The organism is Erysipelatoclostridium sp. An173, from assembly GCF_002160495.1.
Lineage (GTDB): Bacteria > Bacillota_I > Bacilli_A > Erysipelotrichales > Coprobacillaceae > Thomasclavelia > Thomasclavelia merdavium.
The window spans coordinates 50,269-67,133 of the sequence record NZ_NFKR01000012.1 but is presented as its reverse complement, the minus strand read 5'-3'; the positions used below and the strand labels follow the sequence as shown (position 1 = coordinate 67,133).

Here is a 16,865-nt window from a genome sequence, read left to right as displayed (position 1 = left end):
GTTATACTTTCCATGATGAAGAAACCGTCCTTTCGTAGTTTTTGTGGAGAAACAAGTATAGCACGGAATCTTCATCTTTTTTAGTAAAATCGTAAAAAAGATGATCAAAAAGATATAATCAGTGATCATTTTTACTGTTTATATATACAAATTGATATAGGAGTGTATTTGTATCGGTTTACTGATTTTTGACACTACCATAAATACAATGAGGTAATACTTATATAAAAATACAGTACCGAGATTTCTGTAGAATTTTCACTAGATAAAAGCTATTCAAATATTCAGATGATCAAGGCAAGCTCTTAAAACAGTATAATAATTTAACCTATAAACAGCCCGTAAATATTCCAGCAGACATTAATAATGTTAAATACTTACGAATTACTATTAGCGGCAAAAACAACTCATCAAAAATAGGTATAAGAGATGGTATCTTATCCTGAAGAAAATTAATTTTAGAGTCCTACTCATTTAAGTAAAGACCTGTTTCAATATATATGGATAGCAATCCTCACCTAAACATTAAAAAGCCTTTATTTAAAGGCTTTTTTACATTCTATATACTATTCGAACTCCATGAATTCATATTTTTTCACTAATCTTTTTAAATTAAGATACCAATTTTATTTCTCTTAATTCACAAATTTTCTATAAAATTTATATTTCAAAATATAATAAGGTCAATTTAAGGTCAATTTTCTTTATATGTCTCCGATATCCAGCTTCTCTTATGACAATTTGGGCATTTTAAATATTTTCCTTTTTTACCATTATTAAAACTAAACATATCTTGAAAAAAATTAATAGTAAATTTATATTTGCAATAAGGACATACATATGCATTTTGTGAAGAATGAAAATAAATTAAAAATAATAAAAACGCTATATCTATTGCTATTATTATATATGAAAATAATCCTCCAAGAATAGAAATTAGATAACCACTCATTACAATTATAACTATATATAAACTTAATAATAAGTATGTCAATCTTCCAACTTTTTCATGGTGTTCTTTATGACGAATCAATTTACTTAATTCATCAGAATTTAAAACAGAAACTTCTTTATTTAATTTCAAATCTTCAAGTAAAATAGATATTTTTTTCTTCAAATCAATCATTTCACATATCTGCTTTTCTAATTTACTGTTTTGTTGTGTAAGTATATCTGTTATGATTTTATATTTGTTTTCTGAACATAAAACATCTTTTATTTCTTTTAACGGTAAACCAAGATTTTTATAAAGAATAACTAATTTAAACTTCTGCAAATCTTCATTAGAATAAATTCTTCTTCCTCCTTCACTGATTTTAGAAGGTTGAATAATTCCCTCTCTGTCATAATATTGAACTGTTCTTCTACTAACATTACATATTTTTGCAATTTCACCAGTTGTATAATTTTCTTTTTCCATATATTTCAGATCCTTTCTCTATTACTTTACCTAGATTATATAATATTACGGTACGTAACATACAAGGTATGACGTGGATGTATTATCAAATTTTTATTATTATCAACATAGTATAGTTTATTAAATACCAGCTAATTAAACTAAACATTTTGATTATTGCATTTGTCTATCACAATATTATATCAGAGTAACTACTTATGTATTTGTTTGATGACTTCATCAAATGAATATTTTTGGTAAAGTACTCATTTCTAGATAATATTTTTCATAAATAGGAATTCATTTTGACTAAAAATCTTTCTTAACTGATACCAAATGTATGCTGATTAGTAATAATATTACCATTTTATTCTTAAAAATTCCTCAACAAAGACAATAATTATAGTGGCTACTCATGGATTTTTCATATTAAATTTCGTTGTACCATCTCATTTATTTCAAACATTATCTTCTTCAATACTCTTAATTGAATAAAAATTTTATATCAATAAATTAAAATTCTATTCAACACGAATAACAAAAAACACTGAATTTAGGGAATCAGTGCCTTTTATGTGTTGCTAATGATATTTAAAATTCAATTCTTTTAAACAACTGAATGACTATATATAAAATAAATATGCAAAATAATGTTCCTAGTAATAATAAGACCAAGTAAGTGGTATCAAAAGCCGGATTTTGACATAACATTTGAATTTGTATAGTTGGTGTATATTTAAGCATTTCTAAATCAGCTAAAAATCTTTGAGGGACTACTGTCAATACCACTGATAAAGCAATATTTACTCCTATCACAATAGATTCTTTTCTGATTAATATTGCTAAAGCAAAAAACAATGTATACATCACAATATAAAATGGAGCAATTATAAATATATTTGACAACAACTGTAACAAATAAGAAAAGAATTGATCACCCCCAAATGATAAGCTTTAATATTTTTTAGATTTAATGAGTACTTTTAAATCAATATTTAGTGTAATTTTATCTTACAATCTTCTGTTTATTTTTATTTGCAGCACAACTTAGTACCAAAATAGTACCACAAATTTTAAAAAATATTTAATACTATTTCAACTTGATTCCTGCAAATCATTTACACATATCATACTGCTTTTCTTTATTAATTTTATCTAATATTTACTTAATATATCATTTTTTATACTTTGAATTTTGTTTTGTACTCAAAACGAACTCAAATTAAGTACTCAATTTGATATACAATATCATGATAATTAAACTAATACAAAAATAAGTTGTTTCAATTTATACAACTACTTATTTGTTATCATTGATTATCTAGCCCTATTCGAATTCGGCGTGTTCTCCAATAACATTAACTATATTTGTTTAAGTTTTACATAGATTCACAGCAGTATTCACTTCAATTACATCTGTTATTTTGGTTTGCAGAATTTTTGTTGTCTAAAGGTTACCACATTATATCTACACCGTATTATTTTTTTCGCAACAAATCGTCAATCAACTTCCTATTATTCTCCTCTATTATTTCTGATATGCCTTCAATCAATAAATCTACCAATTTGATTATATAATCATTATCTATATAATATTTTAAATCTGGATCGGAATTTATTTTTTCATATAATTTTCTCTCAATATCTTGTTTTCTTAGACCTTTTGTCAACATAATTTATCCCTCATATCGTACTAATACCTGCTTTATCAATATACTCAACATTTCAATAGTTTGCCTTTGGATGTTAAGCCACTCTTTATATTTTTTTCTAACCTCTATGATAGCCTGCGCATTGTTACATCTATAATATATTTCTTTGTTTATTTTTTCTCTTGTAAATTCATCTATAGTTTTTTCATTCCCTATTTCCATTGTTTTATGATAAATATCAATTTCATTTTGGTTCAATATATCTCCAGATATAATGCTTCCAACATTAATAAGACTGCAAGTATTTAAATTATTATCTTTTAAAACACTATTTAAAATGTTTTGTATTTCATCATTTGCCTTCTGACGAACTTCCTGATAGTAATGTATAGATTCTTCTAATTGTTCCATTTGTTTAACCAAAACATCGGGAACTTCTAAATAACGAGTATCTGATTTTATTCGTCTCCATGCTGTAAATTTTGGATGAGGTAAAATAGTCTGTATTTCTTTTTTAAAAAATATATAGTTAGGATATGGATTTTTTTTAAGAATATGATCTTGAATATCTACCAATTCATCGTATAATGGGCTATAAATAACGTTTTTCCTTTTCACATTCTGTACTGCTCGCTGTTGCTTTGAATTAACCCAAACTGAACCCATCAACGAAAAAACACCACCAATTAAGGCCCCTAGTAATGTTCCTATTACCCCAAATAAAGTTGAATTCCCCATAATTTTATCGCTATCTATTTGCAATACCCCAAATGTAACAACACCAACTAATATTATTACTAATACTACAATAATAATGATTCTATATTTAGTCAAAAAAAAGCTTAATTTTAACCGTTTCATAACAACACCCCCTGTCAAATATCTACATAAATTGTAAAATTTATACAACAGGCACCCCCATGGACTACCTGCTATATAAAATAAATAATATAATTTTGTACTACTCGAACTCGCCCAAGTATTTTTCTACAGAGACATTTTACACACAAAAATGTCTTTTTTTGATGAATTTTATGCCTATATTATCGCTGATTTTCGTCAGAAAAGGCCCTGTTTTCACACAATTTTCACCTAAATTATCCAAATGATTTTATAACAATAATCACGATTTTGAAAACACCTGATTAAAGTTAATCTATACGGTATATTTTAAGGAAAATAAACCTAGTTTTCCCTTATACCGAAAATCGGCAAATTTATTTTCTATGATATCCCATGCCAAATAGATTACTGAATATTCATCCTGCGTATGATACATGAATACATCTAACTATCAATTGAATAACAAATAATCCATCATCTTCACCTTTCCTTCTATATAGACATTATCTGATTTCAAATAAGTCCTAATTTTTTTAAATTAAATATCAATTTAGTTGCTGCTTACATAGTCGATACACACATCGCACTATGAGAAAGAAGGAAATAATTTATTTAAGAATTTTTTTATTTAGTTAATTTTTTTTGATATTCTCCAAACGTATAACAAGCTTGTTTAGCGAATACCAGATAACTTTATCAATGGTTTGATTATTGTTAATATATTGATTCACCTGCTTTATAAGATGGTCAATAGATTGTAGGTTTTTCTCTACATTAATACTATTATTCCATACATTATGATTTTCAATAAAAAGATAATCAAAAATACTATATAATTTCCAAATTGATAAACCGTCATTAATTTCTTGAATTTTTTGAATAATCTTATTTGTTATTTCATCATTTAGATAAACATAATCATAGACTGACAAACTATTCTGAACAGATGTACAAGAAAATTGATCATTCACCCACATTTGTAATGGATTTACAACTTCGATGTTATTAGGATGACTTAATTTATTAATATATCTTTGATATATTTCTTTTTCGATTTGTAATTCTAAAACAGTATATTTTAATTCATATAGTATATTCTTAGCATTCTCTTGGCTATGTAATACACAATTAATTGATTCTAAAAAATCATCTATACGAACAACATCGATTATTCCTAAATGTTCAATCATAGCTAGCGTGGATAATAATCTTCTATAATGAATGTGATCTATTTGAAAATAATTACTTTTTAAATTATCAAATGCTTTACTTATTTTTTTGGTATTGTAATCACACCAATTATAAATAATAGTTAAATTTTGAGAAATCATATCTTCTGATTTTAAAAGTTCATATTTTTTTATTAAGTCATTTACGAAATCTAAACTAATCGAAGTTCTCCCTGCTATGTAATCCGCAATATCTAATTGAATAAAATCTAGACTATTTAAATTTTGTATATCCGATTTATATCTAATTGATTCTTGCAGTGCAAATTGTATATTTTCTTCAAAAATAGCATCCGCATGCGAATTATTAATTTCTTTAAGAACATAGTAAAACTGAATCATCTTACTAAGATAAAATTGAAAGGTTCTTAAATTAGTGTGTTGAGATTGCATTAGTATGTCACAAAATTTTGGAAGATGAGTTTTCATTAGGTTAACAAAATCTTCAATTTCCTTATTATTGGAATCTTCATTTGTATTTAAAGAATCAAGTATAGACTCACAAGCAGATTCTAAATCACAAGAGTAATAAAAGGTGTTACCAATAACTTTTTCTTTAATCTTTTTATATCCAGTTTTTTCATCAAAAAGTTTATTTACTCTATTCTTTAGTTCATCAATACTTATTATTTCTTTTGATGCATCTTTTTTTTCAGTTCCTGATTTTGGATAACGCCCGAACCCATTAAATAAATCATCATCAGAAATTGCTTTTGTAAAAGAGATAGTATCTTTTGCAGCAATTAAATATTTTAATTCTATGTTATCCTGTGAATCTTCCAACTCTTGTTCATTGCAAATTACTATAGTTTTTAAATGTTGATGCTCTACAAATCCATTTATAAATCCTAACAATTCATTAGCACTAATTAAAGCTCTCTCTAAATCGTCGAATATTAATACTGTATTTTTTTGAATAGGAATCTTACTTTTAACTAAATCTTTTACTGTATTAATTTTCTCTGTATCTACCCCTTTTAATTCCATAAGATCAAAAACTAGTGAACTACCGAACCCAAATAACTTTGATTTTAATTCAACTTCATCGTTTCCAAGATAATTTTGCAGATAAATTTGTTTATTTAGTTCAGTTAGTGAGTTCATTCCATAGAAAGAAATATAAACATATTTTCGCTTATCCTCTTTTAATTTAGGAATAAATTTCTTTTCTAAAAAATATGATTTTCCACATCCCCAAGGACCATCAATCATTACAGCATAATTATATGTATTGTCTTTTAAATATAGTTCTAATGCCTCCATCAATTGATCATCATTTTTAGTATTCATTTTATTTTCACCATCCTGTTAGGTATTATATCATTTTCAAACAAAACAAGCATTAACTTTTACGTAGCTAGACTTTGCTCTAGCCAAAGTTAAAATGATCAAATTAAAAGAAGTAAGTTTCCCTACTTTCATTAAAAAAATCTCTTTACCTTTATTTCAGGAAAGAGATTTGATTATTTTATATGCTACCTGCAAACCACCGGATACAATATATTTATTCGAACTCTACATCTCAAATTCTTTATTAACCGATATATCAGTCAATAATATATTTAATTAACACAAAAATAGTTCAATTTTCTTCATTTCTTACACTTTTGACAAAATAAGTGTATCAAAAACGTATCATATTTTCAATAGTTTTGTATCAATAACAATTTAATCAAACTAATATAAGCTTATTAAATTATCTTACTATGAAAGAATATGGCGATACTTCCACTTATAATGTTATAGTTTTCCATTTTCCTCTACAAAATCTTATCAATAAAAGAATACCTCTGATTGTTAAATCCAGTGCATAGGCATACCATACACCTTTAAGTCCTAGTCCGAAAGGAATAGCAAGAATATAACCTATTCCTAGACGTATTCCCCAAATACCTAAAAAAGTAGAATACATTGGAAATCTGGTATCACCAGCTCCCTGTAGTGCATTAGTGATTACTTGGACTAAAGCAGAAAAAGGTTGAAAAAATGCAATGATTCTTAAAACATCAGCAACAAGCACCTGTACTTCTTTTGTAGAAGTAAATAAAGAAGCCAGTGGCATAGCAAAAACATAAAATATCATGCCTATGATCATCATACAAACACAGGAAAGGCCATATCCTATCCATGTATCATGAACAGCTTGTTTATAATCATTTTTACCTAAAGATATTCCCACTAAAGTTGAAATTGCCAATCCAAATCCCATAGCAGGAATATAAGAATAACTTTCAATCGTGCCTGCAATATTATGGGCAACATAGGAATTGACTCCTATAGATATGATCATACCATTATATACTAATTGCCCGATACGCATAATTACCTTTTCTGTTCCAGCAGGAATTCCAACAGTTAACAATGAGTGTATAATTTCTTTATCTGCCTTGAAATCAGATTTACTAAATTTAATTTCACTATCATGATGTTGTAGTTTATAAAGTAATATAAACATACCAACAACTCTTGAAATTGTTGTTGCCAATGCAAGACCTACAACACCTAGTCCAATCTGAATAAAAAGCATATCTAAGATGATATTCAATATATTTGCGAAGCCTGTTGCATACATAGGTGTCTTTGTATCTTTTATGGCTCTTAAACAACTCGATAAAACCTGTTGCAGACAAAGAAATACAGATGGAACAGCAACTACCAAGTAATATGGAATTGCGTACTCCATTACTGTTTCATCAGCACCCGAAAGATGTAAAATTGGATTATGAAAAATCAGACAGATTACACCTACAATTAACCCGAGTGCTGTTCCAACAATAATAGACTGGACGATTGCATGATTTGTTTTTGAATAATCCTTTTTTCCATAGTTTCTTGAAACAACAGCAGTCGTACCAATACTAATCGCTGTAAAAAATGAGATAAATATATTCATTATAATATTTGTCACACTGATACCGGCAATCGCATTGTCTGTCAGTTTTCCAGCAAAATATGTATCCGTTGTTCCTAAAAGCGTTTGTAAAATATTTTCTATGATGATCGGAAATGCTAGAGATAAAATAGTAATTATTTCTGTTTTTCTTATACGTTTCATTAATAAATCTCCGATCAAATCATTTTATCTATCGCTTTTTTTAGTTCTTCAATTGTTTCATCATCATTCTCTTTTACAGCTTCTATAATACAATGGTCAATATGATCTTTTAAAATAACTTTACTTGTATTTTTCAAGGCAGATTGTACAGCAGAAAGTTGTACAAGGACCTTTGAACAATCTTCATCATCAATTACCATTTGTTTGACTGATTCCAAATGTCCAATTGCTCTTGAAAGTCGATTTACAACCGCTTTTTTAGATTGTTCGTCATGTTCATATTGCATTGTATCTACTCCTTCCATATCCCCCATAGGGGGATATGGAAATATTAACATTATTTTCTATTCCTTTCAATATTTTACTTCTCTTAGTTTACAAATTTATTATAAAATATATATTTCAATATATAATAAGGTCATTTTAAAGTCACTTCTTTTCTTAGCAAAATTGAAAGACCATTAAACTTCTTAGTAAATCACTTGCTCAATCATAACAGAAAAGATTATCATCTAGCTCATAAAAAATCTATTTCTATCAATCTTAAGTTCTGCATTGTTCAATTTATCGCATAATTTTATAATTATTAGTTATATCTTTTCTTATTATATATGAAATTAGAAATAAGCCATGAAATTATAAATGCTATAATCGATGCAACAAAAAGTATTTGAATAATTATATGCGAATAATCCATTAAATTAACTCCTATAAATTTGAGTAGTTTCGATGCCAGATATATCGCTCCAAAAGAGAAAAAACTACTTATGATCATTGATACTTCCATTTTTTCTCCTTTATTATAATAAGTTGCAGGAATAAAAAACGAAGCAAAACCTAACGCAAGTGTACCTCCAAGCTGAAAAGCTTGCATCATCGTAAAGTTTTTACCTAAGCTTTCAATTCCTAAACTAATTTGAACTCCATATCCATATATAGCTGCAAATATAAAACCAATACCTACAAAACATAAATAAGCTAAATATCTAGAAGCAACAATTTGATTAGGAACTATAGGAAGTATCTTATAATATTCATACCATTTCTTTTGAGCATCTTGCTGAATACACCCCAGAATACTTAACCCAAAAAATGTTGGTAAAACTGTAATTATAATAGCACCAATATTTTTAGTAGTAGCAAACCAAGCAATAATAACAATTGATAAAACTATAACTTTCCAACTTGTCATCAAATAATATAAGTCTTTTTTTATAAGTCCAATCATATTTGTTCTCCTTTCACATACAGCATCATAATATCATCCAGTTTTGTTGGATCAACTATACAGTTTGGATATTTCTTTGCCATTTTTTCTCGGTCTTTAACCAAAATTTCTACTTCATAAGTTTTTATACGATAACGTATAATATCTTCCTTTTCAATCTTATCAAATTCATCATTACGACATTTCATTAGACCATATTCGTAAATAAGCTCATCTTTAGAGGTAGATAGAATAAGTTTACCTTCATGAATAAATGTAATGTAATCTGCAATTTTTTCTAAATCACTAGATATATGTGATGATAATAAAATTGCATGATTCTCATCTTGCACGAACTCCATAAAGACATCTAAAATTTCATCTCTCATAATTGGATCTAAACCACTCGTTGCTTCATCTAATATAAGTAGTTTAGGTTGGTGAGATAAAGCAATGGTAATAGCCATCTTCATTTTCATTCCTCTACTGAAATCCTTGATCATTTTATTTAACGGTAGTGCAAACTTTTGAATATAATAATCATAGACTTCATGATTCCATTGCTTGTAAACATCCTTCATAATGTTTTCAACTTGCTTTACAGTATAATTATCATAAACATCACTAGCATCTAATACTACTCCTATATTTTCTTTTAGTGATACATTGTTTTTGTCATTTTTTTGCCCTAAAACAGATATGCTTCCTGAATCCTTTTCAATGATATCTAAAATACAATTGATGATCGTTGATTTTCCTGCACCATTTTCTCCAATCAATCCCATAATATGACCACATGGTAAAACAAATGATATATCATCTAATTTAAAATTCTTATATGTTTTTGAAATATTTTTTATTTCTAACGCATTCATAACAATACCCTTTCTACTCATCGTCTTCATAAAACATTGTCAATAATTCACATAACTTATCTAACGGTATTCCATTGGAACGTCCTATATTTGCAGCTTCTTGAAGTTTTTCTTCAGCTAATCTCATCTGTTCTTCTAAAATAAGCTCTTTATTAGGAGACGAAACAAATGTACCTCTACCGGCAGCACTTTCAATAAATCCACTTCTTTGTAACTCCTCATATGCCTTTTGAGTTGTGATCACACTAATATGTAACTCTTTTGCTAGAGCTCTCATAGAGGGAAGTGAGTCACCGCATTTTAATTCTCCACTCATAATAGCACTTTTTATTTGTGTAATAATTTGTTCATAAATAGGCGTGGTTGTATTATTACTGATTAATATTTGCATTACTTCACCTCCCCTTGTACATGAATGTACATGTTGTACATGTACATTATATTACATCAAGATCAAATGTCAACACTAATTTAATCTATAAAATTTAACATATTTATTATATTTAGTTTTTGTTGCTAATTTAAATATTTTACATTATAGAAAAAAAGTGAAATTAGTCCTCTTCATAACTAAAATTATCACAAGTTCAGATTAGCTTGCGAATTTCTGTATTTTTTCAAGTCTTGTAGATTTTGTTGTATACAAAATCTACATAGTTTATAATGTACATGACAATTAATCATGCAGTACTTTTAAACAATCTTTGATTGATAAATTTGAATTTGTCAAATGGGAAAGTGAGAATTAACTATGGATATATATAATGCAGGAAGCAGGGTAATGAACACTTACATCTATCATACGGTAAATGGATATATTATGATTGATACAGGATATGAACACAGTATGAAAAACGTAGAGAAAAGAGCTAATAAGCAAGGTATAGCATTTTCTGAAATTAAATATATCTTTTTAACTCATGCTCACGATGACCATGCAGGTTTCTTAAACGAACTATTATCGAAATATCCCGAATTAAAGGTTATCATAAGTCACCTTGCTATGCCCACGCTATTAAGAGGACAAAATTCATTTGTTGGTGGTTGTAGCAGTTTGATTGCATTGATATTTTGTAAGTTCATGAGGATTGTCGGCCATGGTAATCATCTCTTCCCTGCAATCGACAAAAAATATATTAATAGGTTTATAGAAATAACCCCTCAAAATTTAACAGAATTGGAGAATATATTACAAGGAAAGATTTTATTTACACCAGGACATACTTGTGATTCCATTTCTCTTAAATTAGGTGATATTATTTTTTGTGGAGATGCTGCGATGAATGGTATACCGAGTCTAAGAAAAATCACGATATGGATTGAGGATAAAAATGCTTTTCGAAATTCATGGAATATACTGATTGACGAAAAAGCAAATTGGATTTATCCTGCACATGGAAAACCATTTAGACCAGATAATTTGAAAAAAAACATAAATTACATACGCAAAATAAAGCTTTATAAATTAAAATGATTTGTGCAAATCCTAATTTAAATTCTCGAGAAAACGATTTAATCTCATTACTTCAACATTTTTATAAATCAGCTAGATATGAAAGATACAATGTTAATGGAAATAATAATGTTGAAATAGATATGTTCAATACATATATTAACAAACATATTCATAAAATTCATAGAAGCGTCACTGATGGCTGTATTCTACTAACTGATGATATTAAAGAGTTTTTAGGAAGAGTAATTGGAAGTATTTTCAACAAATATTACCAATTAATCATAGAAGGAAGTAAAAAGAATAATACCTATACTTACGAACTTAGAAATGGATCAAAAGTTGAAAAAGTTTTTTTAGGAAAATATAGAAAAAATTCATTAATCGAAGGAAAATTGAATGAAAGAATTTCATTTAAAGAATTGTTAATATATTTAAGAAATTGTAAAGATCAATCAGCTTATTTGAAATTTATCGAAGAAATTCCACCTTTAGATTTTGATCCTCCTTTAGTCATGTGTTATATAGATAATATTTCAAAAGGAAACATTCCACAAGAGTTAATAGACGAAATTGAAACATTATATGATGAGAATAACTACAGTTATGAAAGAGTACAACTTGCTGATTTAATTGGATGTTCAAATGTAGAATTTGAGTATCCTTATATTGATGAATGCTTTCAAATATTAAATAATGTAATAAAGACTAAAAAAATTGATGACGATACTATCAAATCTATCAATGAAAATTTATATTATATTAACGATGATGAAATAGTTGAAATTATGGAAAAAATCAAAGCTTCATATAAATCATATGAAAAAGATATTAGTAGTTTAGATGAATTGTTGATTTTAATAAAAAACTATTATGATGAGTACCGTAAAATCATAAATGATGAATTTGATGAAATATAAAACAAACTATATATCATTCAAACACCTTTTAGCAAGTACATATTGAGTACTGCTTTAATCGCCGAATTTGGCAATTCTTTTTATCTAAGCAAAAAAATGACCCCTTCTTTGACTTTTTAAGGTCAATTTAAGGTCATTTTCTTTTTAATATTCAAAATATGCTTTATTTATCGGCTATTTTTAAGTTACCTTTTTATTCGAACTCGATTGTTCCTGGTGGTTTTGAAGTGATATCATACATTACTCTGTTTACCCCACGAACTTCGTTAATGATTCGAGACATAACTTTATTTAATACTTCATATGGGATTTGAGCAGCTTCAGCAGTCATGAAGTCAATTGTGTTTACTGCACGTAAAGCAATTGCATAATCATATGTTCTTTCATCACCCATAACCCCTACTGAACGCATGTTTGTAAGAGCTGCGAAGTATTGACCAATTGTTTTATCAAGACCGGCATTTGCAATTTCTTCACGATAGATTGCATCAGCATCTTGAACAATTTTAACTTTTTCTTCAGTAACTTCACCGATAATTCTGATACCTAAACCTGGTCCAGGGAATGGTTGTCTAAATACTAAGTATTCAGGAATTCCAAGTTCTAAACCTACTTTACGCACTTCATCTTTGAATAAATCACGTAATGGTTCAATGATTTCTTTAAAATCAACAGCATCTGGTAAACCACCAACATTGTGATGTGATTTGATAACTGCAGATTCACCACCCAATCCACTTTCAACAACATCTGGATAAATAGTTCCTTGAACTAAGAAATCAACAGCTCCGATTTTTTTCGCTTCTTCTTCAAAAACACGGATGAATTCTTCACCAATGATTTTACGTTTAGCTTCTGGTTCAGTTACTCCTTTTAATTTATTATAATATCTTTGTTGTGCATTTACTCTAATGAAGTTTAATTCATAATGTCCTTCAGGACCAAATACTGCTTCAACTTCATCACCTTCGTTTTTACGAAGTAATCCATGATCAACAAATACACAAGTTAATTGATTACCAATAGCTTTTGAAAGCAATACAGCAGCAACTGATGAATCAACTCCACCAGATAAAGCACATAATACTTTACCATTTCCAACTTTTTCTCTAATAGCTTTAACTTGTTCTTCAACAAATGAATCCATACGCCAATCACCAGAACAGTTACATACATCCATTACGAAATTAGATAAAATATTTTTACCATATTCAGTATGTAATACTTCAGGATGGAATTGAATTGCATATAATTTTTGCTCTTCATTTTCACATGAAGCTACCGGACAATCTTTAGTATAAGATGTAATTTCAAAACCTGGAGCAATCTTAGAAATATAATCAAAATGACTCATCCAGCAAATACTTTCTTTTGGCACATCTTTAAATAATTTAGATTCAGGTTTGCTAATAATAAGATTAGATTTACCATATTCTCTTACATCAGCACGTTCTACTTTACCACCTAAAACATGTTGCATTAACTGAGCACCATAGCATAATCCAAGTACTGGAATACCTAATTCAAATAATTCTTTTTGATATGTAGGAGAATCTTCTAAATAACAACTATTAGGACCACCAGTTAAAATGATACCTTTAGGGTTCATTTTTTTAATTGTTTCTAAATCAGTTTTATATGAATAAATTTCACAATAAACATTACATTCACGAACTCTTCGAGCTACTAATTGATTGTATTGTCCACCAAAGTCAATAACAATAACTAACTCTCTTTTCACACACTAACCTCCTTAAAATTTAATATCTTTTAATACTACTGTTTGTTCACGATCAGGACCAACTGAGAACATTACAATTGGACAATGAATTAATTCTTCAATTCTTCTAATATAATTTTGACAATTAACAGGTAATTCATCAAAAGATTTTACATTAGTAATATCTTCTTCCCATCCTGGCATTTCTTCATAAACAGGTTCTACTTCTTCAATACCTTTAATAGTTGAAGGTAATCCATGAATAATTTCACCTTTATATTTATAAGCAGTACAAATCTTTAAAGTTTCAAAACCACTTAAAACATCTAATAACATCAAACTAATCCCTGTTAAAGATGACATTCTTCTAGATTGATTAACTACAACAGCATCAAACCATCCAGTTCTTCTAGCACGCTTAGTAACGGTACCATATTCATGACCTCTTTCACGAATTAAATCTCCGATTTCATCATGTAATTCAGTTGGGAAAGGTCCAGCTCCTACTCTAGTTGTATATGATTTAATGATACCAATTGATTCTTTAATATATAAAGGTCCAATTCCTGTTCCTTCACTTACACCATTAGCACCTGGATGTGAACTTGTTACAAAAGGATATGTACCATAATCAATATCTAACATTGCTCCTTGAGCCCCTTCAAACAATACTTTTTTATCTTCTTGTAAATATTGATCTAATAACATTCCAGTATCACATACTAAAGGTTTAATTTCTTTTGCATATTCTTTATATTCATTATAAATACTTTCTACTGTAAATTTACCTTCTAATTCTGGATATTCTAATAATTTCATTGGGAAAGTTTCTTTTAATCTTTCTAAGAATAATTCTTCATCTACAAACTCACCCATTCTAATACCAATACGGCTATATTTATCAGTATAACAAGGTCCAATTCCTTTTTTAGTTGTTCCAATACTATTAGCACCTTTACGCTCTTCTTGAATAGCATCAATTTCTAAATGATAAGGTAAAATAACATGACAACGATCACTAACTTTAATTTTGCTTGTATCAATTCCTGCATCATTTAAATACTTAACTTCTTCTAAAAATGCTTTTGGATTAACAACCATTCCATTAGCCATAATTACTTCATGACCACTAAAAATACCTGAAGGAATCAATTTCAATGCAAATTTCTTTCCATCATAAACAATCGTATGTCCAGCATTATTTCCACCAGCATAACGAACTACTACATCAGCTTTTTGGGCAAGGTAATCAGTTACTTTTCCTTTACCTTCATCGCCCCACATACTTCCAACTACGACTACTCCAGCCATTAAATTCACACCTCTCTTATTTACTCTTACATTATATACAATAAACAAATAAATTGCATTAAAAATTAATCATAATCTAAGAGTTTATCTACTTTACTAACTAATTATATTATAGTCTTAGCTATTAGTAAAATTAATATATCATATTTATGATATAAGTAATACTAATACATTAATAATTATATAATAATACATCATTTAGTTATTTTTCTTTAATAATAAAATTGGCATTTTAATTTATAATATGTAAAATAATAATGTAGATCATTAAATATTAACACATCGTTATTAAGGAGAACTAAAATGTATATCAAATTAGAACAGTATAAAATTTTTAACGAAGCTGCTACCACCCTATCATTTTCTATTGCCGCTAGAAATCTATTCATTTCACAATCTGCTGTCTCGCAAACTATCAGCAGTATCGAAAAAGAATTACAAACCCAATTATTTATCAGGCATTCTAAAGGAGTCAGTTTAACTAAAGAAGGTAAGCTGCTCCATCAGCAGATCGATAAAGCACTAGCAATTATTACTAGTGTTGAAAATCAGATATCTAATTTTCATGAATTAAAAGATGGTCAATTAACAATCGGTGCTGGAGATACTTTTAGTGAATATTTCTTAACTGATTATATTGTAAAATTTAAACAGCTATATCCCGGAGTTAAAATTAAAGTTATAAATCGGACTAGTTTAGAAACACGGGAATTATTAAAAACAGATCAAATCGATCTAGGTTTTTTAAATCTACCAATCAAAGATGATGCATTGATCATTAAAGAATGTTTCCAAGTTCAAGATATTTTTGTTTCTAATAAAAAAGATCCGCATATATATACATTTGAAGAACTTGCGAAAAAATCACTAATTCTTTTTGAAAAATCATCAAATACTAGAAACCGAATTGATAACTTCTTTGCGAAAAAAGGAATTTTATTAAATCCTTCTATTGAATTGGGTGCCCATAATTTATTATTAGATTTTGCTAAAGCTGGCTTAGGAATTTCTTGTGTTATAAAAGAATTTTCTCAAGAATATTTAAATCAAAATATTCTTCATGAAGTTAAAACAATTTCCAGCTTACCAAGACGATCAATTGGTTATGCATATTTAAAAAGAAGGACTCAATCAGTTGCGACCAATAAGTTCATTGAACTTATTGCAAATGATAATCAAAACAATATTAATTACTAATATT

At 27.9% G+C, this 16,865-nt stretch carries 14 protein-coding genes; 3 read left to right on the top strand and 11 right to left on the bottom strand.

Annotated features, from left to right (window positions below):
* Window positions 1–694: 694 nt before the first annotated feature.
* From B5F09_RS07205 to B5F09_RS07160, 9 genes are all read right to left on the bottom strand, one after another.
* Window positions 695–1,420, bottom strand: a complete 726-nt coding sequence (locus B5F09_RS07205) for a MerR family transcriptional regulator (RefSeq protein ID WP_087373224.1) — start codon at window positions 1,418–1,420, stop codon at window positions 695–697.
* Between the two features lie 1,457 nt (window positions 1,421–2,877).
* Window positions 2,878–3,072 (bottom strand): hypothetical protein, encoded by a 195-nt coding sequence (locus tag B5F09_RS07195; RefSeq protein WP_087373218.1) that lies wholly within the window; start codon window positions 3,070–3,072, stop codon window positions 2,878–2,880.
* 3 nt (window positions 3,073–3,075) lie between these two features.
* Window positions 3,076–3,912 (bottom strand): hypothetical protein, encoded by an 837-nt coding sequence (locus B5F09_RS07190; RefSeq protein WP_087373216.1) that lies wholly within the window; start codon window positions 3,910–3,912, stop codon window positions 3,076–3,078.
* Window positions 3,913–4,526: 614 nt separating this feature from the next.
* Window positions 4,527–6,413, bottom strand: a complete 1,887-nt coding sequence (locus tag B5F09_RS07185; RefSeq protein WP_087373213.1) for a P-loop NTPase fold protein — start codon at window positions 6,411–6,413, stop codon at window positions 4,527–4,529.
* Between the two features lie 442 nt (window positions 6,414–6,855).
* Window positions 6,856–8,178: an MATE family efflux transporter gene (locus B5F09_RS07180; RefSeq protein ID WP_087373209.1), complete on the bottom strand. Its 1,323-nt coding sequence runs from the start codon at window positions 8,176–8,178 to the stop codon at window positions 6,856–6,858.
* 14 nt (window positions 8,179–8,192) lie between these two features.
* Complete coding sequence (locus B5F09_RS07175) at window positions 8,193–8,483, bottom strand: metal-sensing transcriptional repressor (protein ID WP_239404278.1); 291 nt, start codon at window positions 8,481–8,483, stop codon at window positions 8,193–8,195.
* 281 nt (window positions 8,484–8,764) lie between these two features.
* Window positions 8,765–9,406, bottom strand: a complete 642-nt coding sequence (locus B5F09_RS07170) for an ABC-2 transporter permease (protein WP_087373204.1) — start codon at window positions 9,404–9,406, stop codon at window positions 8,765–8,767.
* A complete protein-coding gene (locus B5F09_RS07165) occupies window positions 9,403–10,260 on the bottom strand; it encodes an ABC transporter ATP-binding protein (RefSeq protein WP_087373202.1) in 858 nt (285 codons plus the stop codon). The genes B5F09_RS07170 and B5F09_RS07165 overlap by 4 nt, the downstream gene beginning before the upstream one ends.
* A gap of 13 nt (window positions 10,261–10,273) precedes the next feature.
* Window positions 10,274–10,651, bottom strand: coding sequence for a GntR family transcriptional regulator (locus B5F09_RS07160; RefSeq protein WP_087285801.1), 378 nt, complete (start codon window positions 10,649–10,651; stop codon window positions 10,274–10,276).
* 360 nt (window positions 10,652–11,011) lie between these two features.
* Here B5F09_RS07160 and B5F09_RS07155 point away from each other — a divergent pair, with 360 nt between their 5' ends.
* Complete coding sequence (locus B5F09_RS07155; protein WP_087373199.1) at window positions 11,012–11,734, top strand: MBL fold metallo-hydrolase; 723 nt, start codon at window positions 11,012–11,014, stop codon at window positions 11,732–11,734.
* Window positions 11,731–12,633: a hypothetical protein gene (locus tag B5F09_RS07150; RefSeq protein ID WP_087373196.1), complete on the top strand. Its 903-nt coding sequence runs from the start codon at window positions 11,731–11,733 to the stop codon at window positions 12,631–12,633. Before B5F09_RS07155 ends, B5F09_RS07150 begins: the two co-directional genes overlap by 4 nt.
* A gap of 193 nt (window positions 12,634–12,826) precedes the next feature.
* Here the strand turns inward: B5F09_RS07150 and guaA are convergent, their stop codons facing one another.
* Both guaA and B5F09_RS07140 read right to left on the bottom strand, forming a co-directional pair.
* Window positions 12,827–14,374, bottom strand: coding sequence for a glutamine-hydrolyzing GMP synthase (gene guaA / locus B5F09_RS07145; protein ID WP_087373193.1), 1,548 nt, complete (start codon window positions 14,372–14,374; stop codon window positions 12,827–12,829).
* 12 nt (window positions 14,375–14,386) lie between these two features.
* Window positions 14,387–15,664 carry an adenylosuccinate synthase gene (locus B5F09_RS07140; protein ID WP_087373190.1) on the bottom strand — a complete coding sequence of 426 codons (1,278 nt, stop codon included), beginning with the start codon at window positions 15,662–15,664 and terminating at the stop codon, window positions 14,387–14,389.
* Between the two features lie 303 nt (window positions 15,665–15,967).
* On the opposite strand from B5F09_RS07140, the gene B5F09_RS07135 reads away from it, so the two are divergent.
* Window positions 15,968–16,861, top strand: coding sequence for a LysR family transcriptional regulator (locus B5F09_RS07135; RefSeq protein ID WP_087373185.1), 894 nt, complete (start codon window positions 15,968–15,970; stop codon window positions 16,859–16,861).
* The last annotated feature ends 4 nt before the right edge of the window (window positions 16,862–16,865 follow it).

Excerpts from the sequence above, each read along its gene's own strand:
- B5F09_RS07190 (WP_087373216.1), bottom strand. The coding sequence starts at position 3,912 with ATGAAACGGTTAAAATTAAGCTTTTTTTTGACTAAATATAGAATCATT.
- B5F09_RS07155 (WP_087373199.1), top strand. The coding sequence starts at position 11,012 with ATGGATATATATAATGCAGGAAGCAGGGTAATGAACACTTACATCTAT.
- B5F09_RS07160 (WP_087285801.1), bottom strand. The coding sequence starts at position 10,651 with ATGCAAATATTAATCAGTAATAATACAACCACGCCTATTTATGAACAA.
- B5F09_RS07135 (WP_087373185.1), top strand. The coding sequence starts at position 15,968 with ATGTATATCAAATTAGAACAGTATAAAATTTTTAACGAAGCTGCTACC.
- B5F09_RS07150 (WP_087373196.1), top strand. The coding sequence starts at position 11,731 with ATGATTTGTGCAAATCCTAATTTAAATTCTCGAGAAAACGATTTAATC.
- B5F09_RS07165 (WP_087373202.1), bottom strand. The coding sequence starts at position 10,260 with ATGAATGCGTTAGAAATAAAAAATATTTCAAAAACATATAAGAATTTT.
- B5F09_RS07170 (WP_087373204.1), bottom strand. The coding sequence starts at position 9,406 with ATGATTGGACTTATAAAAAAAGACTTATATTATTTGATGACAAGTTGG.
- B5F09_RS07175 (WP_239404278.1), bottom strand. The coding sequence starts at position 8,483 with ATGGAAGGAGTAGATACAATGCAATATGAACATGACGAACAATCTAAA.
- B5F09_RS07185 (WP_087373213.1), bottom strand. The coding sequence starts at position 6,413 with ATGAATACTAAAAATGATGATCAATTGATGGAGGCATTAGAACTATAT.
- B5F09_RS07205 (WP_087373224.1), bottom strand. The coding sequence starts at position 1,420 with ATGGAAAAAGAAAATTATACAACTGGTGAAATTGCAAAAATATGTAAT.
- B5F09_RS07180 (WP_087373209.1), bottom strand. The coding sequence starts at position 8,178 with ATGAAACGTATAAGAAAAACAGAAATAATTACTATTTTATCTCTAGCA.
- B5F09_RS07195 (WP_087373218.1), bottom strand. The coding sequence starts at position 3,072 with ATGTTGACAAAAGGTCTAAGAAAACAAGATATTGAGAGAAAATTATAT.
- B5F09_RS07140 (WP_087373190.1), bottom strand. The coding sequence starts at position 15,664 with ATGGCTGGAGTAGTCGTAGTTGGAAGTATGTGGGGCGATGAAGGTAAA.